The 24,968-nt window shown below is 35.7% G+C and carries 25 protein-coding genes and 1 pseudogene; 7 read left to right on the top strand and 19 right to left on the bottom strand.

Annotated features, from left to right (window positions below):
- Window positions 1-86 precede the first annotated feature (86 nt).
- The 7 genes and pseudogenes from ACRX5O_RS17525 to ACRX5O_RS17495 all read right to left on the bottom strand — a co-directional run bounded on the left by ACRX5O_RS17525 (window position 87) and on the right by ACRX5O_RS17495 (window position 6,569).
- On the bottom strand, window positions 87-1,067 hold the full coding sequence (locus tag ACRX5O_RS17525) for a tRNA dihydrouridine synthase (protein ID WP_433907118.1): 981 nt from the start codon (window positions 1,065-1,067) through the stop codon (window positions 87-89).
- Window positions 1,068-1,731: 664 nt separating this feature from the next.
- The gene (locus tag ACRX5O_RS17520) at window positions 1,732-2,058 is read right to left on the bottom strand and encodes a ribosomal-processing cysteine protease Prp (RefSeq protein WP_346426614.1); all 327 of its coding nucleotides are present in this window, start codon (window positions 2,056-2,058) and stop codon (window positions 1,732-1,734) included.
- 151 nt (window positions 2,059-2,209) lie between these two features.
- On the bottom strand, window positions 2,210-3,337 hold the full coding sequence (locus tag ACRX5O_RS17515; protein WP_433907116.1) for an NtaA/DmoA family FMN-dependent monooxygenase: 1,128 nt from the start codon (window positions 3,335-3,337) through the stop codon (window positions 2,210-2,212).
- Between the two features lie 208 nt (window positions 3,338-3,545).
- Window positions 3,546-3,851 carry an ArsR/SmtB family transcription factor gene (locus ACRX5O_RS17510; protein WP_119706836.1) on the bottom strand — a complete coding sequence of 102 codons (306 nt, stop codon included), beginning with the start codon at window positions 3,849-3,851 and terminating at the stop codon, window positions 3,546-3,548.
- Between the two features lie 337 nt (window positions 3,852-4,188).
- A complete protein-coding gene (locus ACRX5O_RS17505) occupies window positions 4,189-4,962 on the bottom strand; it encodes a Cof-type HAD-IIB family hydrolase (protein WP_433907115.1) in 774 nt (257 codons plus the stop codon).
- Between the two features lie 120 nt (window positions 4,963-5,082).
- Window positions 5,083-5,922, bottom strand: a pseudogene (locus ACRX5O_RS17500) (tyrosine-type recombinase/integrase).
- A 185-nt stretch (window positions 5,923-6,107) separates the two neighbouring features.
- The gene (locus tag ACRX5O_RS17495; protein WP_433907114.1) at window positions 6,108-6,569 is read right to left on the bottom strand and encodes a hypothetical protein; all 462 of its coding nucleotides are present in this window, start codon (window positions 6,567-6,569) and stop codon (window positions 6,108-6,110) included.
- Window positions 6,570-6,796: 227 nt separating this feature from the next.
- Between ACRX5O_RS17495 and ACRX5O_RS17490 the strand changes: the two genes are divergently transcribed.
- Window positions 6,797-6,952 (top strand): hypothetical protein, encoded by a 156-nt coding sequence (locus ACRX5O_RS17490; protein ID WP_433907113.1) that lies wholly within the window; start codon window positions 6,797-6,799, stop codon window positions 6,950-6,952.
- A gap of 183 nt (window positions 6,953-7,135) precedes the next feature.
- Here ACRX5O_RS17490 and ACRX5O_RS17485 read toward each other — a convergent pair whose 3' ends face one another.
- From ACRX5O_RS17485 to ACRX5O_RS17445, 9 genes are all read right to left on the bottom strand, one after another.
- The gene (locus tag ACRX5O_RS17485; protein ID WP_433907112.1) at window positions 7,136-7,723 is read right to left on the bottom strand and encodes a hypothetical protein; all 588 of its coding nucleotides are present in this window, start codon (window positions 7,721-7,723) and stop codon (window positions 7,136-7,138) included.
- Between the two features lie 173 nt (window positions 7,724-7,896).
- Window positions 7,897-8,712 (bottom strand): lipid II flippase Amj family protein, encoded by an 816-nt coding sequence (locus tag ACRX5O_RS17480; protein WP_433907111.1) that lies wholly within the window; start codon window positions 8,710-8,712, stop codon window positions 7,897-7,899.
- A gap of 108 nt (window positions 8,713-8,820) precedes the next feature.
- Window positions 8,821-8,997, bottom strand: coding sequence for an amino acid transporter (locus ACRX5O_RS17475; protein ID WP_433907110.1), 177 nt, complete (start codon window positions 8,995-8,997; stop codon window positions 8,821-8,823).
- A gap of 219 nt (window positions 8,998-9,216) precedes the next feature.
- Window positions 9,217-10,548, bottom strand: a complete 1,332-nt coding sequence (locus ACRX5O_RS17470; RefSeq protein WP_433907109.1) for an FtsW/RodA/SpoVE family cell cycle protein — start codon at window positions 10,546-10,548, stop codon at window positions 9,217-9,219.
- Window positions 10,545-10,979, bottom strand: coding sequence for a PadR family transcriptional regulator (locus ACRX5O_RS17465; RefSeq protein WP_433907108.1), 435 nt, complete (start codon window positions 10,977-10,979; stop codon window positions 10,545-10,547). The genes ACRX5O_RS17470 and ACRX5O_RS17465 overlap by 4 nt, the downstream gene beginning before the upstream one ends.
- Window positions 10,980-10,982: 3 nt before the next feature.
- Window positions 10,983-11,534 (bottom strand): sigma-70 family RNA polymerase sigma factor, encoded by a 552-nt coding sequence (locus ACRX5O_RS17460; protein WP_433907107.1) that lies wholly within the window; start codon window positions 11,532-11,534, stop codon window positions 10,983-10,985.
- A gap of 582 nt (window positions 11,535-12,116) precedes the next feature.
- Window positions 12,117-13,022 (bottom strand): zf-HC2 domain-containing protein, encoded by a 906-nt coding sequence (locus tag ACRX5O_RS17455; RefSeq protein ID WP_433907106.1) that lies wholly within the window; start codon window positions 13,020-13,022, stop codon window positions 12,117-12,119.
- Window positions 13,019-13,507, bottom strand: coding sequence for an RNA polymerase sigma factor (locus ACRX5O_RS17450; protein WP_433907105.1), 489 nt, complete (start codon window positions 13,505-13,507; stop codon window positions 13,019-13,021). Before ACRX5O_RS17450 ends, ACRX5O_RS17455 begins: the two co-directional genes overlap by 4 nt.
- 664 nt (window positions 13,508-14,171) lie before the next feature.
- Window positions 14,172-15,125 carry a hypothetical protein gene (locus ACRX5O_RS17445; protein WP_433907104.1) on the bottom strand — a complete coding sequence of 318 codons (954 nt, stop codon included), beginning with the start codon at window positions 15,123-15,125 and terminating at the stop codon, window positions 14,172-14,174.
- Window positions 15,126-15,554: 429 nt separating this feature from the next.
- On the opposite strand from ACRX5O_RS17445, the gene ACRX5O_RS17440 reads away from it, so the two are divergent.
- On the top strand, window positions 15,555-15,770 hold the full coding sequence (locus tag ACRX5O_RS17440) for a VOC family protein (protein WP_433907103.1): 216 nt from the start codon (window positions 15,555-15,557) through the stop codon (window positions 15,768-15,770).
- Window positions 15,771-15,970: 200 nt separating this feature from the next.
- Here the strand turns inward: ACRX5O_RS17440 and ACRX5O_RS17435 are convergent, their stop codons facing one another.
- A complete protein-coding gene (locus ACRX5O_RS17435; RefSeq protein WP_433907102.1) occupies window positions 15,971-16,798 on the bottom strand; it encodes a MerR family transcriptional regulator in 828 nt (275 codons plus the stop codon).
- Window positions 16,799-16,900: 102 nt separating this feature from the next.
- Here ACRX5O_RS17435 and norA point away from each other — a divergent pair, with 102 nt between their 5' ends.
- On the top strand, window positions 16,901-18,097 hold the full coding sequence (gene norA / locus ACRX5O_RS17430) for a multidrug efflux MFS transporter NorA (protein ID WP_433907101.1): 1,197 nt from the start codon (window positions 16,901-16,903) through the stop codon (window positions 18,095-18,097).
- Window positions 18,098-18,563: 466 nt separating this feature from the next.
- Here the strand turns inward: norA and rlmD are convergent, their stop codons facing one another.
- Both rlmD and ACRX5O_RS17420 read right to left on the bottom strand, forming a co-directional pair.
- On the bottom strand, window positions 18,564-19,946 hold the full coding sequence (gene rlmD / locus ACRX5O_RS17425) for a 23S rRNA (uracil(1939)-C(5))-methyltransferase RlmD (protein ID WP_433907100.1): 1,383 nt from the start codon (window positions 19,944-19,946) through the stop codon (window positions 18,564-18,566).
- 96 nt (window positions 19,947-20,042) lie between these two features.
- Window positions 20,043-20,981 (bottom strand): diacylglycerol kinase, encoded by a 939-nt coding sequence (locus ACRX5O_RS17420; RefSeq protein ID WP_160548517.1) that lies wholly within the window; start codon window positions 20,979-20,981, stop codon window positions 20,043-20,045.
- Between the two features lie 233 nt (window positions 20,982-21,214).
- Between ACRX5O_RS17420 and plsY the strand changes: the two genes are divergently transcribed.
- From plsY to ACRX5O_RS17400, 4 genes are all read left to right on the top strand, one after another.
- Window positions 21,215-21,832, top strand: a complete 618-nt coding sequence (plsY, locus tag ACRX5O_RS17415; RefSeq protein WP_433907099.1) for a glycerol-3-phosphate 1-O-acyltransferase PlsY — start codon at window positions 21,215-21,217, stop codon at window positions 21,830-21,832.
- A 213-nt stretch (window positions 21,833-22,045) separates the two neighbouring features.
- Window positions 22,046-23,530, top strand: a complete 1,485-nt coding sequence (gene putP, locus ACRX5O_RS17410; protein WP_433907098.1) for a sodium/proline symporter PutP — start codon at window positions 22,046-22,048, stop codon at window positions 23,528-23,530.
- A gap of 256 nt (window positions 23,531-23,786) precedes the next feature.
- On the top strand, window positions 23,787-24,296 hold the full coding sequence (locus tag ACRX5O_RS17405) for a DoxX family protein (RefSeq protein WP_433907097.1): 510 nt from the start codon (window positions 23,787-23,789) through the stop codon (window positions 24,294-24,296).
- A gap of 148 nt (window positions 24,297-24,444) precedes the next feature.
- Window positions 24,445-24,957, top strand: a complete 513-nt coding sequence (locus ACRX5O_RS17400) for a DoxX family membrane protein (protein WP_433907096.1) — start codon at window positions 24,445-24,447, stop codon at window positions 24,955-24,957.
- Window positions 24,958-24,968 lie beyond the last annotated feature (11 nt).

Raw genomic sequence — 24,968 nt, 5'->3', positions numbered from 1 at the left:
TATTATTATCATTTTTGCTTCTCTTAAATCAATTTTTACTTTAAGTCCAGGGATTTAAACTAGAATTTTCTGTTATTACCGTCAAGTTATGAGTTTTCAAAGTTATCAAGCAACACACGCACTTCATCTGTTGATTTTGTGTTCATCAACTGATTTCTTAATTCCCCAGCTCCACGGAATCCTTTGACATAAATTTTGAAAAAGCGATGAAGCCCTGTGATTGAACGTGGCACTAATTCCGCATATTGATCTTGAAGATCAAGCTGCAGTCTTAATAGATCAAGGTATTCTTTGCTGCTATGCTCTTTGGGCTCTTTTTCAAAAGCAAAAGGATTTTTAAAAATACCTCGCCCGATCATAACGCCATCAATCCCATATTGTTCAGCAAGTTGTAGCCCGATTTGACGGTCAGGAATGTCTCCATTAATTGTTAGCAGCGTATTTGGTGCGATACGGTCACGTAATTTTTTGATTTCCGGTATGAGCTCCCAGTGCGCATCTACCTGGCTCATTTCCTTTCTGGTACGTAAATGAATAGAAAGGTTCGCAATATCCTGTTTGAAAATATGCGTGAGCCACTCCTCCCACTCCTCAACCTTCTTATCGCCAAGTCGTGTTTTTACACTGACAGGCAGGCCGCCCGCTTTTGCTGCTTGAATAAGTTTTGCTGCCACGTCTGGACGCAGAATAAGGCCACTACCCTTCCCTCTCGATGCCACATTCGGTACAGGGCAGCCCATATTAATATCGAAACCTTTAAATCCTAGCTCTGCCATACCAATACTCATTTGACGGAAATAGTCGGGATTATCTCCCCAAATATGTGCCACCATTGGCTGTTCATCTTCTGTAAAAGTCAAACGGCCACGCACACTTTTCATGCCCTCTGGATGACAATAGCTATCCGAGTTTGTAAACTCTGTGAAAAATACATCCGGTCGACCGGCTGCACTTACTACGTGACGAAAAACAACATCTGTCACATCTTCCATGGGGGCAAGTACAAAAAATGGCCGTGGTAAATCACGCCAAAAATTATCTATCATTTCAAACTCAAATCCTCTCACTATGAATACAACTTCAAACTCTGGGTTAATAAAAATAAAGTCAAATGTTCCACTTCTTTTACACTTATATCATGCTTAATAACTTATGATCAAACACAAGTACATTTGGACATTTATCATTTGTGAAAATCGACAATGTTTATTTTAACGAAAATCGGCCCAAAATGGTATTTTTTTAAACAAAAAAGCAGCTGGTATAGATTTCTATATCAACTGCTTTTCTATTATACAAACTCCAACCTTGCGAACGCTTCACCATTTCTATAGTGTATGTGGCAACACATGAGATGTCGGTGGGTTAATACAGTGTCTGTACCCGCTTCTATATACTCTTTATCTATGTGAGGGAAAAGATACTAAAATAGTAACAATATATAGAGAACTATACCTTCTTCTTATTAATCAACATGATCTCTCTATACGAGTTTAATTGTACGTTGGTGAAACTTAAAGTAACAGGTCTTATTTCATAAAAGCACCCGTTAGTTTAAGTGTAACCATTCACAAACTGCCCTCCTTTACAATTCTTTTATTTTAGTAATGCAGCCCTATAGTAACATTAAAAAAGGAGCTTTTCTTCATTGAAGAAATGCCCCTAATTTGTATAGACCATAGTATAAAAAGGATACATAATTTTTTTCAATACCTCCAAATTCTCTATAGTCTATTGTATAGTTTCTTCAATTGTTAAAAATTCACCGTAAGATTCTTGGATAGATTTCAGCATAATTACCATTGATTCCAACAAAAGCTGTACCTGCTCAAAAGTTTTTGACTCAATTCGTTCAGGTATGTCTACTTTCAAAAAACCTTCATATATTGTGTGTTCTGGCACAATTCCCAACAATGCTTCTATTGAGTTAACCGTTCCAATTGATACAGCTGAAACACCGGCACAAACAATGTCCTTGCCGTATTCGTTATAGTATGCGTGACCCTCCAATTTGTAAGATATTATTTTACCGTTAGTAGTGCTTCTTGTAATCTCCACTCTAACCAATTCTTTGTTCCTCCCTTCCCTTTAGTCAACCCAAATGGGCGAGTAACCATTAGTAATTACCTAATCACTTTTCTACGTAACGATTAATGGATTATTTTGTTATTCCTCTGTTTTTTACTACTTAATCAAAATAAAATGTAATTTATAATGAATATTTATTTTCTGGATAAGGTAGACCCAAATTACCCCGTAACGTATTTGATTCATATTCTGTATGAAAAATGCCTCTATCCTGTAAAATCGGAACAACTAAATCAACGAAATCTTGTAACCCTGTTGGATATTCCTGTTGTATCAATAACATATCCATCGTACCTTCTTCATACCATTCCTGAACTTGATCGGCTACTTTCTCGGCTGAACCAAAAAACAAAGGTCTTGGTATTCTATAAACTGGCATCAAACTTTGCATTTCTTGGAATTTTTCTTCTGCTTCTGCTTCAGTACTACCGACAATCGGCATTTGTGAAGTCACAACAATAAAATCTTCTGTTGATCGTCCTTCCAAAGCTACTCGCTTTCTAAGCTCTGCTGCAATTCCTTTAGCATATTCAAGTGAAGAAGAAGCTATAAAACCACCATCTGTATATTTCGCAGCGTTTTCTACAAAATTAGAAGAACTACCCGCCGTGAAGAGTGCCGGTCTGCCTTGAATCGAACGGCTAAGATTCAACGGACCATCTACTGAGAAATACTTCCCTCTATATCTTAAAGCGTGCATTTTTTGCGGATCGAGGTAAATACCATTCGCTTTATCACGTATAAATGCATCATCTTCATATGAATCCCATAGACCTAATAAAATTTCCATAAATTCTTTTTGCATAGGATATTGATCTGCTTTTGAAAGATGTGACCTGCTATAATTCACCATACCTCCCGGATTTGACGTAACGGCATTCAAACCTGCTCGTCCCTTACTAATTTTATCAAGTGAAAGGATCTGTCTCGCAGCAGTAAATGGATCAGCATACGACGTAGCGATTGTTGCTATAAGACCTATATTTGTCGTTGCCATACTAAGTACCGACAAAATACTGATACCCTCAAACATACTCAAGTGATGTGGAATATTCCCTGGTCCAACATGACTGACATCGAATAAAAATATTGTGTCAAACTTTCCTGCTTCTGCTATTTTTGCTTGTTTTACATAGTAATCAATATTTTCACTTGCATTGCTAGGCATGTCTGGATGTCGCCACCCCATATAGTTGAACCCAACCCCTTCAATCGCAGCTCCCAGTTTTAGTTTTTTTCTATTATTCATTGATAAGCCTTCTTTCTAACTACATTTAATTAATCCTTGTATAAGGATTGGTGCATTATTTGTGCATTCTGGAACAACTTGTGTGATTCCACCACCAACATCATCCCCCCTTAAGAATTATTCGGAATAACATATTTATATATTGCAAACTAACAATATGTTGTTGTGGAAATCAGGTGAATGATACTGAACGATTGTTAATTCAGTATCATTCACCTTTCTGGAGATACAGACCAATTTGATTAATTGCATCTTCGTTTCTCTTATAATATGTCCATTTACCAATACGTTTGGCATTAATTAAACCAACTCGATGTAATATTGAGAGATATTGAGACGCAGTGGATTGATTCATATTCATTTTACTAGTTATTTGACTCACACATACCCCTACTTCAACAAGATCAATCCCTTCTTGGGGTGAAAAGTGAGCTTCTGGGTTTTTTAACCATTCTAGTATTTGAATACGCGACTCATTAGCTAATGCCTTAAAAATATCTACTGGATTGTTCATGAACACTATTATACATTGTATATTTGCAATATGTCAAAATACTAATTAGTTATGAGTACGTTTAAACTAAATCCACGTCGAGGCTATCTTTAAAACGTCTCTCTAACCATGCTGTCATGATTAGTAACAGCATACATCTACTCTATAGTTACTTCCCTACCATCTTCTATGTTTCATCAAGAAGGTGGTATTAAAATTTAAGACCAACAAGATACAAGTCATTTAGTTTTTACAACTCCGACTCATTTTATCTTTTCCTTCTTTCACTATCCTGCTCCTTTAGCACAACAAGAAACAGCAATATTCTTTCACAGAACCATTGCTGTCTGAACCAAATCTAGATAAGTCCATATTTTTTTAATGCGTAGTCAATTCCATCTTCACTAGATGGCTTAGTAACAAAATTTGCAATTTTTTTTAGTTTTTCATTTCCATTCCCCATTGCTATACCAAGCCCAACTACCTCCAACATATCAATATCATTTTCACCGTCACCAAAAGCAACAGCTTCCGATCTATCAATGCCGAAAAACTCCAAAGTTTTCAATATAGCTAGAGACTTTGAGACATTCTCCTGTAAAACATTTAACACATAAGGATGCCATCGTTTAAATGTTAGTTGAGGAAACTTCTGTATGTACTTCTCAACTGTTTGATCATTTGCAAACAAACACAATAGAAATACTTCTTCATTATGGATTAATTGATTATTTTCAGGATACTCATTCAGAGACAAAGTTTCTTTCAAAGCTGTTAAGATTTCCTTCTCTGTTACACCATTCATACTAAATTCTTCTGTATAGAATGACAAACCATTATTCTCTAATTTGGCAAATTCCATTACTTCTTTGATAATACTTTTATCCATTGGTACTTTATGAATAATATTATCGATGTGCTTTACGTACCCACCATTTGCTGTTATAAACGTTTCTATACCAATTTCTTGTAGTTCTTTACACATTGATAACGGTCTCCCTGTTGCAACTACCACTTTAATCCCTTTGCTTTTCAAAGTTTTTATAGCTTCAATAGTAAAAGAAGGGATGGTACCATCTTCGTGATGTGTAATAGTTCCATCAACATCGAAAAAAACTATTTTATAACTCATAAGATTCTCCCTACATAGGCGCAATATAATAAAACCTAAATTCGACCTCCCAAGCAGGGAATCCTTCTTCCACAAACCTGCTCCTTTAGCACAATAAAAAGTGCTGTATCAAATCAGCACTTAAAAGAATTTCTTATATAACTCACGTCTCAAATGCCCACTCAGATAAGCATATACTCTTGTAGTTTCACTCTTTTCGTGTCCCATTAAATTCTGTATAACCTCTAATGGTGCTCCATTATTTATAAGTGTTGTGGCATAACTATGTCGTAATTGATGTGGATGAATACTCTTATTGATTCCTGCTCTTTTAGAAATCTGTTTTATAACATATCTCATTTGAGCAATACTCATTCGATGTGGTGCCCGGATAGTGACAAATAACGCCTTTTGATCATCTGTTCGTTGTTCTAAATACCTTTTTAACCAAATACTACACCGAGTATTAAAATACACTTCTCTTTCTTTTTTTCCTTTCCCGAATACAATGACAGACTGCTCAAAAAAGTTGATTGAATTTCTATCTAAGTTTACAACTTCCCCGATTCTACAACCAGTTTAATACATAAACTCAAATAACGCTTTCTCAAAAGTAGAATCACAAGCTTCACGCAATAACTCGATTTCTTCCTCTGTTAAAAACTTAGGAATTCTGCTTTCAGGCTTTGGTTCTTTAATTGTAGACACTGGATTTGTAGAGACATACTTCTCCTCTTGAGCCCACTTAAACAATGATTTTATAAATCGAATTCGATGGCAAAGACTAGAGGCCTTCAATTCGGCAGCTACTTCTCCAAGATATAGTTTAATAGATTCAGTCGTAATATCAGTGATCTGGATATCGCCAAGGTATCTAATCAATAAGGATAACTGAACACTATACACCTTCAATGTTTGAGTAGAATATCCCTGAATTTGTTTATCTGCTTTATATAAATTCCAGGCTTCGGATACAAGCATTTTGAACATCTCCCCGATCGTTCTTTTACTACAGTATTCACCTGAAAACTATTAAATATACTAGATTTATAGTTTTTTATTAAGTTATTGCCCCCTATAATTTAAGTGTAAAGTTTCACATTCTTACTATATTATGTGAGCCAAATAAAAAGGACATTGTTTACACAGCGCCCAATTAGATTTTTTTAAATACCCCTAGGTTTACTTACTGTACTAACACGTTCATTCTTATTACTAGACGGATTTATTTTTATTATGGAAATGACCCCTGAAAGTAAATAACAAAGCCAAACAATTTGAATAGTTGTAAAAGAAGAAAAACCTGTTGAACCACTGATGAAATCACCAATTGGTAGGTGTAAGAAAACTGCTAAAAACATCAGGTATTTTTTATTAAATAATACTGATGTAAAAGCTAAACAAGCAGGGATAAACAATAATATGTAATACATCATTCTCTCTGATTGCATTTCACTAATACTTGCTTCTGTACCACTAGTTGATAGGTATGAGGTATTAAAATTAATTAACCCCCATAATAAACTTCCATCCCAATGGTATAGCCCCCAAACTGTAGCTCCAAGGATTGCTCCAACTAAACCAATTATAAAAGCAATTTTTTCATTTAACGTACGAGATGAAAGCAATGGAAAACACTCCCTTTTATTATTATATAATAAATTCTATTCTAACTAGTTTTTTTCCTTCTTAAACAAAACTCCCTCTATAAAGAAACGAAAACCTGCTTCTTTTATTCAACAAGACATTTCTTTAATACTTTAGAATTTTACTATCCAGTAATAATTCAAATAATTTTCAAACTAACCAATTACCCTATGTGGTACAATTATCCTAAACAAAAGGAGACTTACTAATGGCAGCTACACTTGGCACTATTCTTCCGCTTTTACTATCCCTAGCCCCTATTGTGTTTGTTATTTGGTTTTTAATTAAAATAATTAAGATACAAGAGGAAAAGAATATTATACTCAAATCGATTTCAGATAAGCTTGATAAACCAATCAAATAGACGGGGAAACCCGTCTTTTTTGAATGTCACAACAATTGCTATTAAACAATTTCTTCTTCCACAAAACTGCTTCTATTGTTAAAGAAGAAGAAAGAACCCGACTGGATCGCAGCCTGTTCTAAAAGGAAAGTCCCCGTTGTTGAATAAGTTAGTCACAAATTTCTATATGCTTCAGTAGTTTTTTCACATAGTTATCTGCTCTATTACTTTTCCATTAGATGTTAGCCCAGAAACAGTAGAACCAGGTAATTCCTGTCCATCAGTTACTAAGTACCAAAACCTCTCACCATTGGTATATTCGATGATTTTAGCGTGATATTCTTTATTATTTTTTGTTACAATGACAACATCTTTTATTCCAGAATCTAAAATCTCTCCACTCAACAAATCTGTATACTTAGGGAAATCATATTCCAAATTAGAAAAGTGCCAACCTAATTTATAATCATCAGGGGATTGACTACTACTACTACTACTACTACTACTACTACTACTACTACTACTACTTACTAATTTCCAACCAAATATATTTTTCATTAACCTTGCATTTCCAAAATACTCTATATTAGCAGATTCGTACTTATAAAATACGATTGCCTTATTATTATCTAAAACATTAATATGGATAATAGTTGTTAAAGGTTGGTTCATAGAAGATACTGCTCTTTCGATTTCTTTAACATCATCTTTTAGTACAATAGTTAAAAAGTAAGAAATAACTATAACTAAAATAAAGAAGATAATGAAAATAATTTTAAAATTTTTCCGCAAAATACCACGACCCTTTTAACATTCTTTAGCACAATAAGCTTGCCAATAAACTAAAATATTCCATATTACTTCAAAAATCCATCTAATTTTCAATCTTTCTTCTTCAATTAAAGTGCCCTTTTCTACAATAAAGGCATTAATTCTCCAACCGAATCAATGCCAGTAGTTTTTCCCTACACAATGAATTTAGTAAACCAAGCAATATATTCTGCGCCTGGTATAAAGAACAATTGAGCTAGTAATGTACCTAACAGGCGAGAGGTAATCATCATAAGCGACACAGCCTTAAGATTGGTATAATTCCCCCTCTGATTAATCACATCATCTGCAAGTATTGAAATTTTCGGATCAATAAATATTGTGAGTAAAATCGTTGCTACTCCATTAATAAGCCCCGATGCCATTATAGAAGTCGATGCTCTTTCTGGAGCTATTAATGATGCATACAAGGCTGAGAGTACACCAATGGTATAAATAGCAGTTATAACCATATTAATGATGAACAATCTAATCGGAATATCCTTCAACTTAATACCCACTAGATAAGAGGGCCTTGGTAAATGAATGTGTTTAAAGCCTCGCTTCATAAATTCAAAAGTGAAACCCTTCTTTATCAATGAAGGTATTGATCCTCGTTCCTCAGACAAGTGTATAATAGCTCTAGAAAATATAGCAATAAACGTAGGGAGCAATAGAATTCCTATAATCGTTCCGAACGTTGAGGCCCCTATAATTACTCTATACTGAGATTCTACAAATTCTAGGGTATCTACTTTGGGAGCATTATCTATTAAGCTTCCTGTGAAGGGTTGTTGCATCATATTGGCCATTCTAGAGACAATGACCATTAAGTTAAATAAGGATAGAGCTGAAGCTAATAACCTTACCCTTGCACCAGATAGTCTAACGGCATAAGCAAGTGTTTCAATTGAATGAATAATGAATATGAAGAGGGATATTAAAATTAATTTCTCTGTGAAGATCTCCAAAATAGTTAACCCACTTTAATTGTTTTTTTAATTCTACCATAATTATCCTGTTATAGCTTCTTTTCTACAAGAAGAAAGCTACTCAAAATGAGCAGCTTTGATTGAAGATCAAGTCAAGATTTTAGCTATTATTATAAAAAGAATTGCTAGTGAAAAGAAACCTATAAAGAAGTAACCAAAATATCTTAGTGGTTTAGGTAGCTTTTTTAAATCTACAGCAGTCGGATAACCTTCAATTTTACTCATATGTTCCATTGCATCATTAATGGGTTTTTTATCAATCATCATAACCCTCCTTGAAGAATAGAATCTTTTCATATAAAATATTCTTACTTTACCAATTTATTTCCTTCTTTCACTAAACTGCTCGTTTGCTTAATAAGGAATTCAATAAAAAAGGCGGTTAATCCTTCCTGGATTAACGCACCCGATAGTTCAATAAGGGAAGGGCGACAACTATTACTTTAGCTGTCGCCCTTTTTATCAGCAATTACATGTTCGACTTTAACTTTTAATTTCATCTGCAATAGTGGGTTCTACAAGATCTTTTCTTCGATAAACATTTAAAATGAGTCCTAAAACTGCAGCGTAAAAGAGTATCGCACTGCCTCCATAACTAATAAAAGGCAGAGAAACCCCCATTATAGGCACGACTCCAAAGCTCATCAAGATGTTCCAGGTAGTAGGAACCGCAAACAATGTAGCACCACCTATTACGATCAATCTCCCATAGAGGTCCTTTGTTTTAAACGCATTTTTTGAGATCCTTGAAATAAATATCAGAAGGATCAAACATAGAACGAATCCGAAAGCCCAACCAAGAGAATAGACGAGGAAGGGAAAAGCAAAATCTGTATGTGCTTCTGGTAACAATTGAAAATTCAACTCGTTGGAAAGTCCGTTACCGAACCATCCCGCTTCTGAAAGGACATTCCTAACCGCCTTATACATATATCCTGCTCCATTTGAATCGGCAGTAGGGTTTATAAAAGCAGATAATCTAGTTAACAAATAACTTTGACGTGAGGTCATGTAGAACATAATAATGAAAATAATACCAGCCAATAGATTTGTTAGGGTCAGATTTACAGCTAATTTCTTATGGATTCGAGCGAAAGCAAACATCCCAAGTATGCAGAAGAAGTAAATAATACTAACCATAAAGTCTGGCACCATCATGTAGAGCGATATGGGAATCCAAAATAAAACAAAAAGTAAACCTTGTTTTTTCCAACTACGAAACTCATTTATTTTGTTAAAAATACCAGCCCAAGCAAGAAAAAAGAAAAATAAGCTCATCATGGTTCCATCGACCGTCAGGCCTGGGAGGGAAACCCACTTCTTTGCTCCGTTGGTCATAATTCCAAAAAGATGAAGATATATATGGATCAATAGGCCTATCGCATAAAAGTATATCCATCCGTTCTTTAGCTTTTGGTAATCAAAGAAAAGGAATCCAATGATTACAAGAATAGCCAGGGTGTACCAAATCGCCTGTCTCCCCATAAAATAGGTACCTGATAGGGAAAATTCAGGAATCCCATCAACTAACGGGAGAAAACTAATACCAGCAAAAAGAACAAATAAAACAATTAGAACCCAATCCATTTTCGGCTTATGTAGGGGATTTAATCTCTCCCCAATGGTAAATGGATTTCCCATTTCTTGAATCGCCTTTTCCTCTGCATCCTCTTTAGAATACCCTCTCTTTTTGTAAGATTGACTTAACTCTTGCAGATGATGAATAAGCTCTTTTTTTATCATGTTGTGGGCTTCCTTAGATTTCACTTTGGACGTTACTTTACTTAAAAATTCTTCAAATTTGGGAGAACTCATAAGGACGCCTCCTCTAGTAAGTGTTTAAGGGATAACTCTTGTTTTGATTTATCTTGTTTATAGGTAGCTAAGTATTTTTCCCCTTTGGAATTTAAGGAGTAATATTTCTTTTTGTTTATCCATTTTGAAGTAAGAATTTCTTTATTTTCTAGTAGATGTAGAAGTGAATAAAGCTGCCCTTCATTTTTTTGGAAAGTACGTTCATTTTTTTGAAAAAGTTGGGTAGAAATATTGTAGCCATCCTTTAATTCATGCTGAACCGATTCTAATATAGCTATGATGGTTTCTATCTTCCAAGAATGAAATTGTGATTGAGATTGTCTCATACGAATGGATTCTTTCACCGCATTTTTTCTTTCATTGGAAAAAGAAAAATCCTTGAAAATTGATTTTTTCATCGAACTCTTCAGGTTAGTAAATGGATCATTCATCTCCTAAACCTCCTCGATCATCTTGTCTTTTAATAATTCTTTTGCACGCTTTAATCTAGTTTTTATTGTATTTATATTTACTGTCGTAATCTTACTTATTTCGGCTAAAGATAGTTCTTCATAATAATGCAGAAATACTACTTCTCTGTACTTTAGAGGTAAATTCATGACAGCATTTGTTAAGATGTTTTCTTCACTATTCGCGATAATCTCTTCTTCAACCTGTTTTGATTTCGAAGGTATATAATCCAAAATTTTATCGCTAATGGTTATTTTGCGATAATGCCAGCTTCTTAAGTAGTCCTTACAATGATTACTAGCAATACGATATACCCATGTTTTTAGTGTTGCCTGCTGATTAAACTGATTTAACTTTTCATAACATTTTAAAAATATCTCCTGCGTTAAATCTTCTGCTGTCGTTCGATTTTTAACATATGTATATACGAGATGCAGGATATCATCGCTATATTCTTGCATTAATTGATCAATTATTTCCTCTCTCTCAAGCAACATACTTTCATCTGTCACCGCCAGTTGTTTTAGTCCATTCATCTTGTTATCACCCTCTCACATATAATAGACGTAGCTAACCTTCATTTGGTTTGAAAAAATATTGGATTTTTATGACCTTCTATAATCTAAGGTATAAATTGAAAAAGGACCAACCTCTTATCGGATTGTTCCAGAATGTTGTATGTAGGTTAGATGGCTTATAATACTACTTATACGATTAATAATACCTTACTCCTCAGAAGGAACTGCAAGTACAACAGCTCCTAAATTCAGAATTACTTATCGGCGTAAATCTGCGTTTTCCTGACGCTACCCCTTTTTTAACTATCCTGCCCCTTTTGTGGAAGAAGAAAAAAGACCGCCGCAGCGATCTCTTCTTTAACTCTTGCCCCCGTTTGTTGAAGATGGACTCATTAATCAGAAATAATGAGTCCATCTTCTGCAACTTGCCCCTGGACAGTAGAATTTGGGTTTTCAACCAATTCAAAGGATACTTTTTGGCCATGTTTTAGAAATCTGAATCCATCAGGAAACCTTTCCGAATCAAGTAAAATAGAACTGAAATTAAGAAAAAAATCGCTGATTGGTGAGTCTATTATAAACCAGTGAAAGCAACAACTATTATAAGGTGCTTTTCGGCTTCTTGATTGATATTTTTTTAAATATGTTCCTTCCAGCTAACAACGCAAAATATAAAGAAATTGTGACTAGTAATATTGCATAAAAGTCTCGTCTAGCAAGGTAAGTTGTAGAGTGAAGACCTTTTATAGTTATGTGAGCAAACAGGTAGGAGATAGGCAATAGAATAATTTTTTCTAGTCCATTTCTTATTTTTTCATTCTTACGGAATATGGCCAATCCAATTCCACAAATAAGTAAAAATCCTATAGCAAACATCACATAGTAGCTTAAAACTAGCCGAGGTAACGTAATGACAGAACCATCCGTTATTGGATCTCCATAAATTAAAATATTTTCACTTCCATCGGTATTGTAATAATAGATTGAAGCGACCGTTTCTCCATTCGGGTTTATGACAGTATTTTCTAGGTTGTTTTTGCTTATTTTCTGGTGCCAAATCGTTTCCCATGTAGTTATATCATAGACATAACCTGAATTGTCTGCTGCTGGATATTGTTCTACATGGAATCCGGAGACTTCTTCACTAAAATTCAAAAGTACAGTTCCGTCATCCTTTTCAATGATCGAAACCGCATTTTCATTATAAGAAATGTATGCTGGCTCTGTCAGATAAGCCATTGTAACCACTGCAAAAACCAATGTTACCATGACTGAAAGAATAATCGTTTGCAGCTTTTCCCTTCGCAATGTATTTTGTATGTTTCTTAAGGGAGCTATATCGGTATCTATTGGCGGTTCTTCAAGCGTCCTCATTTCTTCAAGTCGTTTTTTGCAGTTTTCACAAGAAGCTATATGTTCTTCAACGATATCTCTAGTATCTTGACTTGCCATATTCTCGACATATAAAGGCAGTATATCCCTAATCATATTACAACTAATTTTCATCGATAATCCCCCAATCGCGCTTTAATCTTTTCTCTAGCACGGTGATAAGTAACACAAGCCCAGTTATCACTTTTTGCATACAATTTGCCAATTTGCTTAAATGACAGTTCTCCAAATACACGGAGCGTAAAGACTTTTTTATATGGCTCTTTTAAATTCTGGATAATTTCATGTACCTTCATAGACGCTTGCGAAGTGGTTATTTCTTGTTCTACATTGTCTTCACTAGCTGATTCCGGAAGTGACTCTAAATCTACAAAGCTTTTTTTCTTACCCAAGTAAGAGTAATAACTGTTTTTGGCAATTTTGCATAACCAAACACGGATATCACAATCCCCTCTGAAACTGTCTAGCGATGTTAGTGCCTTCATAAAAGTTTCCGAAGTGATATCTTCAGCGATATGCTTATCGCCAGACAAACTATACACATATAAAAATACATCTTTAAAGTATGTATTATAAATATCCTCAATCTGTGTCACCATCTCACCTCCTTACATATAAGACGTGATAAACTCAAATATCTTACAAAAATATAAGAAAAACCGTACAAAATACGTCCGGTCTTTTTTCTTCCACCATAATTATTGGAAATCCTGTAGTCGATACTCCTACCCGTAAATCCCTTTATAATATTCAGCGACCATTTCTCCTCCACATTGTTCACACTGAAATCGGTTTAGTTTAAGTGAAATATATACAATCTTTATACTAACTAATATCTTATTGCCAAGCGATCGTAGGGCCCGTTTGTTGAATAAGAAAAGCGCCCCTTCTCAATTGAAGCATCGCATCATGTATGAAGTTATACAATAAATTACGTTCTTTCATCTTCTTAATAAACAATGCTAATTGTGAATCATTACACTTAAACTAACCTGCCCCTTTTGTGGAAGAAGAAAAAAGACCGCAGCAGCGATCTCTTCTTTAACTCTTGCCCCCTATTATTTAAGTGTATAGGTTCACAATCTTTCCTTTTAATCCTATTCTCATCTTTAATTTATTGCCAGGAATGCTGCCCCATTTGTTTAATATAATGGCATCCCTTCTAAAGCATAACCGGTCAGTCCTTGCTGACAGACATTTCTTGTTCAACAAGAGCACCCGTTCGTAATAGGGAGTATCCCACTCTATTTAGTTGAAATTTCTTTACTGTTTATCATTATTTTGGATTACTTCTGCCGGTGGTTTCTTTATATCTTTTACTTCTAGTAGTTTAATTAGGTTTTCATAACGTTCTTTATTGTCTTGTTTTTCATCAATTAACTCTTCTAGTGTTTCTTTATCTAAAGGTTGAATATAAGAACTTGGATATTTTCTGCCCTTTAAGTATGTTTTTAAACCCGTAATTTGGCTATCTTTAGCGTTATTAATCCAGTACCATTCTTCCCCAATTAGATATGCTATTTGTATCTCTACAGTTCGGTGACTTCGTTTTCCGTCGTATACACTTGGAACAAAATGTACTTCTTTAACTTTATCCCACTTATAATGAGTAGTAGCTAACTGGAAGTAATCATTTGAATGAATACCTTTTTCATCGATGTACTGATAGTTAAAAAACAGAAAGATATAAGTAGTAACAGGAACTAATAGAAGCCATCTAAAGATTTTCTCATTTTTTACTAGATAAAGGGTAGAGAAGAACCACACAACGTTGAATATAAAAACAAATAATACATTTACCATGTCACTAGCGTATAGAATTATTCCATTTGCTTTAACTATTAGTTTAGGAAGAAATAAGGGTAACCACATAATCGTGAGAAACAGAAATCCTACAAAAGAGATGATTACTATTAACCTTAGAAAGGCTCCTAATGCACTAATCTCTTTTTTGTTATCGATGTCTTCATTCTGTTTGTTGGAGGATTTTCCCTTTTTAAAAGTATAGTAAATATTTATCATGTGTTGTTTTAAAGATATACTATTACTTTTTAGGATAAGGAAATAACCTAGTAGGAAGGGTAAAACAACAAAAAACGAAATCATAAACACGATAAACGAGGCTTCTTCCCCACTACTGTCTGTTGCAGCTCCAATCCCCCCTAGAACAGCAATTAGGATCAATAACCATCCACTGAATTTCATAAAAAATTTCATAGTATATACCTCTGACTTTTTAGTTTTAGTTTTAGTTTATAATGATCAACACTACTTAACTTAATTAGATTTTTTTAGAGTTAAAGGACAAACACCCACCATAATCCCTATAAATATACCAAATAACAAGCTATGCTTATAGGTATCCATTTCAATACGAATGACATTACCCTTTTCAAATAAAAATTTTATAAATGTTTTAACTTAGAAACAAGCTCCTTTGACTATTAACTTACTCATTACTATTAATACGTCCATAGAGTATTCATAGTTCCCATTTGGCTAGAAACCTTCTTCCATAAACCTGCTCCTTTTATAAAATAAGACTCTCCATACTGATCATAGACAACATAATGTTTACTGTACTATTTGAAGGATTATTTAAATGAATGTGGAATTATATGGTATATATTTTGGAGGTGAACAAACTTGGATAAACCAATAGAAAATAGGATTGATACGATTTTTGTTCATGTAACGGATTTAGAACGTTCCATACAATGGTACAGTAATTTACTTGGGTTAGAAATTAAAGAAGGGGAACATATTGGACCTGTATACACTTTGGATATGGGAACAGGACGACCTGGGATAACCCTTGATAATCATTTCAGTGACATATTTAAAAGCTTTGTTAATGTCTGATGCACTGAGGTTAAAGAGAGGTTGATTTGATGGGAAAAATGTTAATCATTCTTCCCCCGCCAACGAAAGAATTACTTCTTATCACTATTAATTGAATTATTTGGTTTATGTTCACTAGCCCCAAATGCCAATTAACCAAACTCTTCTCTAAGACCATATATCCGATAACCTGGAATTGAGCTAATAAAGTTTTTAGGAAACTAAGCTTCTTTAACTTGAATCATTATTTTGGTTACATACTCTTCCTTATTATTTTTTACAATTGAATCGTATATAAATTCTTCAAAAACATAATCTCCTAAGGATAAATCTAACCGTTCCAATTCTGAAAAAAGTCGCTTGTATGTATCATTAATGGTTGTCTCATCCCCAATATGATATCCAATGAGAAAGTCACCTTTTACCGCTTGAAAATAAGGATAGCCTTCTTTCGGATTTGGTTGTTCAATATATAAATAACTATAATTAGAGAATTCTCCCTTTAGTACATTTTCCCGTTTTGTAATACTACCTATTGGATATCCTGAATCGAGCTGAGAAGTACTCAATTCATTAATAAAATCTGATACGACTTCTATAAATTCTTTATCAGTTACATCCTCAATATTTCTACTTAGATAAAGAGTTGCTTCTGGTAATTGTTCAAACGTCACTTGGTGAAAATCAAGATGAAATGCTTGTTCCATTAACGCTATATTAGCATCAATCATTTTTTCCTTCATCTCAATATCTTTCCGTTTTTTTACGATTTCCTCCTTTTTTTGATACATCAATGACAGAAAACTTTCAGGAGATTTATTTTGCATGTAGGTTTGAATATCGTTTAATGACATTCCAAGATCCTTTAATAAATCAATAACAAAAAATAACTCTATTTGATGAATGGAGTAAAAACGATACCCTTTTTCATTTTTTAATATGGGTGATAATAGTCCGATTTGATCGTAATAAAATAATGTTTGTTTATTTACTTTGCAAAGCCTTGCAAATTCACCTGTCGATAAATATTTACTGTCTTTTTTACTCATATATATACACCCCCCTTGACTATATAGTTACTATATAGATTAGGATGATAGTTGTAAACAATAAGAGAATTTACCGTAATCACCTTTTTAAGGAGAATGTATATGAAGGCCCATAAAGTCACCTTAGGATTATTGCTATTGAATTTATTTATTGCATTTTTGGGGATAGGTTTAGTCATCCCAGTTTTACCAACGCTCATGAATGAGTTAGGCATCACTGGAACAACTGTTGGATATTTAACAGCGGCTTTTGCCATTGCTCAATTAGTTGTTTCACCGATGGCAGGAAAAGCTGCCGATAAGTTTGGAAGAAAAAAAATGATTGTCATAGGGTTATTTATCTTTGGTGCTTCGGAATTTTTGTTTGGAATGGGAACAGAAATTGAAATACTTTTTTTATCTCGTATGCTTGGTGGGATTAGTGCCGCATTTATTATGCCAGCAGTAACCGCATTTATTGCAGATATAACAAATTTAGAAACTCGTCCAAAAGCACTTGGTTATATGTCAGCCGCTATAAGTACAGGTTTTATCATTGGTCCGGGGATTGGTGGATTTTTAGCGGAATTCGGTACACGTATTCCGTTCTTTTTTGCAGGTGGACTAGGTGCATTTGCTGCTGTTCTTTCGATTTTCTTATTATCTGAACCAGACCGGTCAGCGGTCCATAATGAGAAAGAACGAGAAGGTAAGGTTAGTATCAAAAGAATTCTTGCACCAAAGTACTCGTATGCGTTTCTTTTAATATTTATTACATCCTTCGGTTTAGCTGCGTTTGAATCATTCTTTAGTTTATTTGTGGATCATAAATTTCAATTTCAACCATCAGATATAGCTATTGTTATTACAGGTGGAGCCATTTTTGGTGCTGTTTCACAAGTCATTTTGTTTGATAAGCTAACTCGTATTTGGGGAGAAATTAAGCTAATTAAATACAGTTTAATTTTGTCAGCATTGCTTGTCTTTTTAATGACGGTTGCACATTCGTATTTCACTATTTTACTGGTAACATTTATTGTTTTTGTAGGGTTCGATTTATTTCGACCAGCAGTTACCTCTTATCTATCCAATAATGCCGGAAATGAACAAGGATTTATTGGTGGCATGAACTCCATGTTTACAAGTTTAGCAAACATTAGTGGTCCAATTATTGGCGGTGTCTTATTTGATGTAGATATTAATTACCCTTACTATTTTTCGACTGTCATATTAGCTTTGGGAATCGTATTAACTTGGTTCTGGACGAAATCAACCAATGATTCTCCTAATAAAGTAAAGGCTAGCGTTGCTAACCAATAAGGAGACTAGTTCGTTAGCATCGGGGGAAGCTCAATCTATTTTAAAATACCTAACTCCTTGTCATGTAAAACCTAGCAGTAGTAAAATAATCGGAGAATTTCCGGTTAGATACAGAATGGTGCTCGTTTCGGGGCATATAAGGGGAGATTTTCCGATTATGCAAAGCGAAATCCTCCATTTTCACGTTTTTCGAGCCAATAGGCGGAATCTCTCCGTCTATTAGGACTATTTTTAATTTTATTTACTACTTAAGCGTAATTTTTCCGTCTATTATCAGATAGGGTGCTTAACCTGATCTCCCAACCGATAAGAGCGTACCTTCCTAGTCCTAGATCCGGGAATCAGCATTTTTTTATCGACCAGTTGAGAAAGTATTTTTTTCACCGTTTGTCACTTAGCTTCAAATACTTCTCAACTTCTCACTACTGACTTAGGAAATAAAATAACAATTAGAAGGAGCCTTTTATTAGGCTCCTTCTACATTTAAAACGATCTTCGCCACAGCCTCACAATGCGTCGTATGTGGAAACATATCAACAGGCTGCACTTCAACCGTCGTATACCCACCATCCTCAAGCACCCGTAAATCCCGTGCCAAAGTAGCCGGATTACAAGACACATAAACCACCTTCTTAGGCTTCATCTCAATAATGGTTTGCAATAATGCATCATCGCATCCTTTACGAGGTGGATCCACGACAAGTACATCCGCGACGATTCCTTCCTTATACCAATTAGGGATCACGACCTCTGCTTCTCCTACCGCGAATTCAACATTTCCAATCCCATTTAACTCTGCATTCCGGTTCGCATCTGCAATCGCCTCAGGGACAATTTCAACTCCGTACACCTTCTTAGCCTTTTGCGCAAGAAACAGTGAAATCGTTCCAATTCCACAATAAGCGTCGATCACGGTTTCCTCACCAGTTAGTTCAGCGTAAGACAGCGCTTTGTCGTAGAGTACTTTCGTTTGCTCTGGATTCACTTGGTAAAAGGATCTTGAACTAATCGCAAATTTGACGTTGCCGATTAAGTCATAGATGACCTCTTCTCCCCATAACACACGAGTCTCATCACCAAGGATGACATTGGTTTTCTTTGAGTTAACATTCTGGATAATCGATTTAACTCCATCAACACTTTCGACGATCTCTTTAACGATCTTTTCCTTGTTTGGAAGCTCTGACGTACGTGTGACAAGAACGACCATGACTTCCTTTGTGACTTGTCCGTGGCGAGCCATGATATGTCTTAATGTTCCTTTATGACGCTGCTCGTTATAGGCGGTGACCCCATATTTTGTACAGATTCTCTTTACCGCCTGGACGACCTCGTCATTTTTTTCCTGCTGAATCATACAAGCTTCCATATCGATAATTTCATGGCTGCGCTGTTGATAAAAACCGGCAATCAAGCCGCCTTCACGCTCACCTACAGGAACTTGTGCTTTATTTCGGTATCTCCAAGGCTCACTCATGCCTAATACAGGATGAACCTTTACATTCTCTAGCTTGCCGATACGGGTAAGGACGTCTCTTACTTGTTTTTCCTTCGCCAACAGCTGTCCTTCATAGCTCAGATGCTGAAGTTGGCAGCCTCCACACTCCTTATAAATCGGGCATGGGGCATCCACACGGTACGGGCTTTCTTCAAGGATTTCTTCTAAACGACCGAATCCATATCCCTTATTGACCTTAATTACCTTTATCTTTGCTTTTTCACCAGGCAGAGCATTTTTGACGAATAACGGATAGCCATCTACTTTAGCTACACCGGCACCGTCATGGGTTAAGTCTTCAAATACAACTTCTATATAATCATTTTTTTGAACGGGTATTGTTTTTGTCATTGGTTACTTCCTTTATCATTATCGATATGAAAAATTGTATCATAACTTCATCACAGATACGAAACTACAAAAAGAAACTAACCACCTATATAGTGATTAGTTTCCTGAAACATTCCAACCCTCTGCTGGTCGGTCCTGCTCACGTATTTGATCAATCGGTACAAACACTTCTAAATGTCGGTATAAATTCACAAACTCAGCAGGTAATAGGCCTCCAAATTCTCCATCCAGATTGAGCTGAACTTTTTCCTCTGAGTGGACTTTAATACGGTTTGCCTTTGTATAAATAACATGCGGGTCATTTACATGCTCTCCACGAACAGCTAATGTTGCGATGCGGATAAATTCTGCAAGGTTTGTCTTCTTTAAAATCAATAAAGTAAACATTCCATCATTAATCGACGCATCCGGAGCGAGTCGCTCAAAGCCGCCCACTGAATTGGTTAGCCCGACAAGAAACAGCATGACCTCTCCTTCAAAAAGCTTTCCATCGTACTCAATACTTAAATCTGTCGCACGAATCGAAGGAAGCATTTCAATGCCTTTTAAGTAATAAGCCAGTTGCCCAAGCATCGTTTTTAGTTTGCTTGGTACCTCATACGTTAGCTCCGTTAAACGGCCACCACCAGCAATATTAATAAAATACTTGTCATTGATTCGGCCGATATCAACAGGAATCGTATCTCCCTTAACAATAATATCAGCTGCCGCTTCAATGTCCCGTGGGATATGCAGAGCTCTTGCGAAATCATTGGTTGTTCCAACTGGAATGACTCCTAGCTTTGGACGATACTCTTGCTCAGCAAGTCCATTGACCACTTCATTGATCGTCCCGTCTCCACCTGCTGCTACAACAAGATCGTATTTTCGAGCAACAGCAATTTTAGCCGCCTCTGTCGCGTCACCTGCACCCGTTGTTGCATGACAAGAAGTCTCATAACCGGCCATTTCTAGCTTTTGCAGTACCTCCGGCAGTTGCTTTTTAAAGGCTTCTCTCCCCGAGGTAGGATTATAAATAATTCTTGCTCTTTTCATTTTCATCATCCTATTTCAAAAAATAAGGTTCTTTTTCTATTAGTATGTATACTCCGATGCCGATTCCATCATTTAACATTAATATCATATCTCACTGCTTACATTCCTGCAAATTTGTTGACAATCTATCATATCATGGAGATAGGTAAAAGTAAAAATCTCAACTCTAACAGCACCGGTAAAAATATGGTAAAATTTAGACATTATAACAATTATATGTAAGGAGGAATCATATGGAGTATGGTCTACTTATCATAGCCTACTTACTCGGCTCCATTCCAACCGCATTATTAGTTGGAAAATGGCTTTTCCAAGTGGATATTCGAACGCTCGGTAGCAACAATCCAGGTGCTACCAATACCATCAGGGTTCTTGGAAAAAAGGCAGGAATCATTGTACTTCTTGTTGATGTCGGCAAAGGAGCCCTTGCGACGTATTTACCGATGCTATTCCATTCTAATCTCGATCCTTTGTATGCGGGATTAATCGCGGTGATCGGTCATTGTTTTCCGATCTTTGCAGGGTTTCGCGGGGGGAAAGCCATTGCGACCACTGCTGGGTTTTTAATCGTTTATAATCCTGTTCTATTTCTTATTACATTCCTTACCTTTTTCATAGTTATTTTTCTATCAAAATATGTATTTTTTGGTTCGATATCCGTTGGGTTCGCCATGCTGATATACTCTTTTTTTGAGCAAGGCCATCATACTGATCTTATTTTTTTCTTATTCTTACTTCTCCTGTTCTTTTTACACCGTTCCAATATCCGTAATTATTTGAATCATACGGAGTTAAAAATTAATGATAAAAAGCTTAAGGATGATCGAATCCCTCCTAAACCTATAAAATGATGGCTAAAAAATTCAATCAAACGTTTGATTGAATTTTTTTAGTATATGTATTATTATTCAAAAAAATGATAGACTGATTTTTACGGATCGCAATTATGTTACCTATTTCACTATTTATTTCGGATAAAAAAATATAGTCACTTTTGTATAAAACTGATAGAATATTGCATATATTTATACAATTGTGTTCAAGAACAAAAGGGGGAAAGATGAATGTCCAATGAAATTTATCAAGGTATCTCCATTGCAATTTACATGGCTGGAATGCTCTTTATTGGTTGGTATTCTTACCGTAAAACTAGCAATCTTACAGATTATATGTTAGGTGGAAGATCATTAGGTCCTGCTGTTACAGCACTTAGTGCAGGGGCTGCTGATATGAGCGGCTGGCTTTTAATGGGATTGCCTGGTGCCATTTATGTAAACGGTATCGTAGATGCATGGATTGCCATCGGTCTTACCATCGGTGCTTATTTAAACTGGGTCCTAGTTGCTCCAAGACTTCGTTCCTATACTCAAGTTGCGAATGACTCCATCACCATACCTGGATACTTAGAAAATCGTTTCAAAGACAAAACCCTACTTCTTCGTATTGTTTCGGGTATTGTCATTCTCGTATTCTTTACATTCTATGTTTCTTCCGGAATGGTATCTGGAGGCGTATTCTTCCAAAGTTCCTTCGGGGTCAGCTACCATACTGGATTATTTATCGTCTCTGCTGTTGTTGTTGCCTATACGTTATTCGGTGGCTTCCTAGCCGTAAGTTACACCGACTTTATTCAAGGCCTTATGATGCTACTTGCTCTTATTTTCGTACCTATTGTTGGAGTAATGCAAACTGGGGGACCTGCTGAAACCTTTGAGACCGTCAAGCTTGTGAATCCACAATTTATGGATTTATTAAAAGGGGCTAGTTTGATCGGTGTTGTGTCTGCAATGGCGTGGGGATTAGGTTATTTTGGACAGCCACATATTATCGTACGCTTTATGGCCATTACTACCGTTAAAGAAGTGAAGAGTGCAAGACGTATTGGTATGACGTGGATGATTGTCTCTCTCATTGGTACGATATTTACAGCGATGATTGGGATTGCGTATTTTAAGAAAAATCCTGAGTTAACCCTTTCTAACCCTGAAGCCGTCTTTATTGAACTTGGACAATATTTGTTCCATCCTATCATTGCCGGTTTCTTACTTGCCGCTGTCTTAGCAGCGATTATGAGCACCATTTCATCTCAGCTCATTGTTACTTCAAGTGCTCTTATTGAAGATTTATACAAAGTACTATTAAAGAAAGAAGCGACCGACAAGCATTATGTCTTATTAGGGAGATTAGCCGTTTTGACAGTGGCTGTTATTGCCCTATTATTAGCTCTAGATCAAGACAATACGATTCTTTCACTCGTTGCATACGCTTGGGCAGGATTTGGTGCGTCCTTTGGTCCGGTCATTATCCTCAGTCTCTTCTGGAGAAAGATGACGAACTGGGGTGCCATTTCAGGTATTATTACGGGTGCCATTACGGTGATTCTTTGGAAACAAGCCGAAGGTGGAATTTTTGACTTATACGAAATAGTTCCTGGCTTCCTCCTCAATGCGATCGTTGCGATTATTGTCAGCATTCTTACATATAAACAAAACGATCAAATTGAAAAAGAATTTAATGAATCTATCGCGTTATTAAAAGAAGAGAAATAATGATTACTGAACAACTCATTCGACAGCGAATGGGTTGTTTTTTTGTCGGAAATACTCTTTTCCTGGGAAATACATACTTATTTCCACAAAACTTGTCTATTCATGTTGTTCATAAAAGTGACATAGTTCACACTTCAGTCAATAAGCTTTTAACAAACTGTGAACTTAACTGTAGCCCTATGTTTATTACTATGGTCACATCGTATATTATGAGTGTAATCATTAATTAAATCATTTTTGAAAGGCGGAATCATTTATGTTTAATCAATTTTTAAGAGAAAACAAGATTTCTGCAGCTCTTCTTACTTTATTACGTGTGTATCTCGGTTACGCTTGGATGACAGCAGGCTGGGGCAAAATAACTGGCGGGTTTGACGCCACTGGATTCTTAAAAGGTTCTATTGCAAACCCTGTCGCTGGTCCAGATGGAATTGTGTATAGCTGGTATGTATCTTTCCTTGAAGGTGTGGCACTACCGAACGTGGATCTATTTAATTTCCTTGTACCTTGGGGCGAGTTTTTAGTCGGTTTAGGATTAATTCTTGGTTGCTTTACAACTGCTGCTATGTTCTTTGGTCTAGTCATGAACTTCTCTTTCATGCTAGCTGGTACCGTATCTCATAACCCTACAGACATTCTAATGGGTGTGGTTATTCTTACTGCCGGATTCAATGCAGGACGTTATGGTTTAGACTATTGGGTTGTTCCTTTCCTTCGTAAAACATTTATTAAGAAGGATGCAAACATTCTTCCGAACAAGGCTTAAGTCAAAAATGGACATTGTTAACAATTCGTTCAAAAGATTTTAACCAATTTGTGAACTGTTTCACAAAACTGTTCTTTTCACTATCACAACATTGTATATTATGAGTGTAATCATTCATTTAAATCCATTTTGAAAGGCGGAATCATTTATGTTTAATCAATTTTTAAGAGAAAACAAGATTTCTGCAGCGCTTCTTACTCTATTACGTGTGTATCTCGGTTATGCTTGGATGACAGCAGGCTGGGGCAAAATAACTGGTGGTGGTTTTGATGCTGCTGGATTCTTAAAAGGTTCTATTGCAAACCCTGTCGCTGGTCCAGATGGAATTGTTTATAGCTGGTATGTATCTTTCCTTGAAGGTGTGGCACTACCGAACGTGGATCTATTTAACTTCCTTGTACCTTGGGGTGAATTTCTAGTAGGTTTAGGATTAATTCTTGGTTGCTTTACAACTGCTGCTATGTTCTTTGGTCTAGTCATGAACTTCTCTTTCATGCTTGCAGGTACTGTATCTCATAACCCTACAGACATTCTAATGGGTGTGATTATTCTAACTGCCGGATTCAATGCAGGACGTTATGGCTTAGACTATTGGGTTGTTCCTTTCCTTCGCAAAACTGTTTTCAAAAAAGGGGCAGACCTTCTCCAACAAAAAGCCTAACTATAAAGAGA

The organism is Robertmurraya mesotrionivorans, from assembly GCF_050971805.1.
Taxonomy (GTDB): domain Bacteria; phylum Bacillota; class Bacilli; order Bacillales; family Cytobacillaceae; genus Robertmurraya_A.
Note: the sequence above shows the minus strand (reverse complement) of the source record. Positions and strands in the feature narration are given on the sequence as shown.

What these genes read in the sequence shown, in the direction of transcription:
- putP (WP_433907098.1), top strand. Translation starts at nt 22,046, where the DNA reads ATGTCCAATGAAATTTATCAAGGTATCTCCATTGCAATTTACATGGCT.
- ACRX5O_RS17515 (WP_433907116.1), bottom strand. Translation starts at nt 3,337, where the DNA reads ATGAATAATAGAAAAAAACTAAAACTGGGAGCTGCGATTGAAGGGGTT.
- ACRX5O_RS17420 (WP_160548517.1), bottom strand. Translation starts at nt 20,981, where the DNA reads ATGAAAAGAGCAAGAATTATTTATAATCCTACCTCGGGGAGAGAAGCC.
- plsY (WP_433907099.1), top strand. Translation starts at nt 21,215, where the DNA reads ATGGAGTATGGTCTACTTATCATAGCCTACTTACTCGGCTCCATTCCA.
- ACRX5O_RS17450 (WP_433907105.1), bottom strand. Translation starts at nt 13,507, where the DNA reads ATGGTGACACAGATTGAGGATATTTATAATACATACTTTAAAGATGTA.
- norA (WP_433907101.1), top strand. Translation starts at nt 16,901, where the DNA reads ATGAAGGCCCATAAAGTCACCTTAGGATTATTGCTATTGAATTTATTT.
- ACRX5O_RS17465 (WP_433907108.1), bottom strand. Translation starts at nt 10,979, where the DNA reads ATGAATGATCCATTTACTAACCTGAAGAGTTCGATGAAAAAATCAATT.
- ACRX5O_RS17505 (WP_433907115.1), bottom strand. Translation starts at nt 4,962, where the DNA reads ATGAGTTATAAAATAGTTTTTTTCGATGTTGATGGAACTATTACACAT.
- ACRX5O_RS17510 (WP_119706836.1), bottom strand. Translation starts at nt 3,851, where the DNA reads ATGAACAATCCAGTAGATATTTTTAAGGCATTAGCTAATGAGTCGCGT.
- rlmD (WP_433907100.1), bottom strand. Translation starts at nt 19,946, where the DNA reads ATGACAAAAACAATACCCGTTCAAAAAAATGATTATATAGAAGTTGTA.
- ACRX5O_RS17460 (WP_433907107.1), bottom strand. Translation starts at nt 11,534, where the DNA reads ATGAATGGACTAAAACAACTGGCGGTGACAGATGAAAGTATGTTGCTT.
- ACRX5O_RS17445 (WP_433907104.1), bottom strand. Translation starts at nt 15,125, where the DNA reads ATGAAATTTTTTATGAAATTCAGTGGATGGTTATTGATCCTAATTGCT.
- ACRX5O_RS17475 (WP_433907110.1), bottom strand. Translation starts at nt 8,997, where the DNA reads ATGATTGATAAAAAACCCATTAATGATGCAATGGAACATATGAGTAAA.
- ACRX5O_RS17455 (WP_433907106.1), bottom strand. Translation starts at nt 13,022, where the DNA reads ATGAAAATTAGTTGTAATATGATTAGGGATATACTGCCTTTATATGTC.
- ACRX5O_RS17400 (WP_433907096.1), top strand. Translation starts at nt 24,445, where the DNA reads ATGTTTAATCAATTTTTAAGAGAAAACAAGATTTCTGCAGCGCTTCTT.
- ACRX5O_RS17470 (WP_433907109.1), bottom strand. Translation starts at nt 10,548, where the DNA reads ATGAGTTCTCCCAAATTTGAAGAATTTTTAAGTAAAGTAACGTCCAAA.
- ACRX5O_RS17490 (WP_433907113.1), top strand. Translation starts at nt 6,797, where the DNA reads ATGGCAGCTACACTTGGCACTATTCTTCCGCTTTTACTATCCCTAGCC.
- ACRX5O_RS17435 (WP_433907102.1), bottom strand. Translation starts at nt 16,798, where the DNA reads ATGAGTAAAAAAGACAGTAAATATTTATCGACAGGTGAATTTGCAAGG.
- ACRX5O_RS17405 (WP_433907097.1), top strand. Translation starts at nt 23,787, where the DNA reads ATGTTTAATCAATTTTTAAGAGAAAACAAGATTTCTGCAGCTCTTCTT.